This window comes from Mesorhizobium sp. M8A.F.Ca.ET.208.01.1.1 (genome assembly GCF_004791315.1).
Taxonomy (GTDB): domain Bacteria; phylum Pseudomonadota; class Alphaproteobacteria; order Rhizobiales; family Rhizobiaceae; genus Mesorhizobium.
Genome location: NZ_SRUT01000449.1, coordinates 1 through 279 on the forward strand (window position 1 = coordinate 1; position 279 = coordinate 279).

1 protein-coding gene is annotated in these 279 nt (G+C 70.3%); it reads right to left on the reverse strand.

From position 1 onward, the window contains the following. Positions 1-279: molybdopterin-binding protein (locus EN851_RS36035; RefSeq protein ID WP_245520918.1), on the reverse strand; the 279-nt coding region annotated here is incomplete at both ends.

Here is a 279-nt window from a genome sequence, read left to right on the forward strand (position 1 = left end):
AGCGCGCGGGTCCCAGCCGGCCGAACATCAGCGGCTTGCCCGGGCGCATGGCGATCTTCCAGAAGTCGAGCGTCATGCCTTCGCCGGTGAGCACGTCATGGATCAGGTCGTGGTCACCCACTGAGGCGCCGCCGAGGGTGACGATGACGTCGGCGCTCGCCTCGACCGCTTTCCGGACAAGCGCGGCGATCGCCTCCTTGCGGTCGGCGGCGATGCCGAGATCGAGCGCGCGCGCGCCGACGGATTGCGCAGCGGCGGCAACGCCATAGGCGTTGGAGG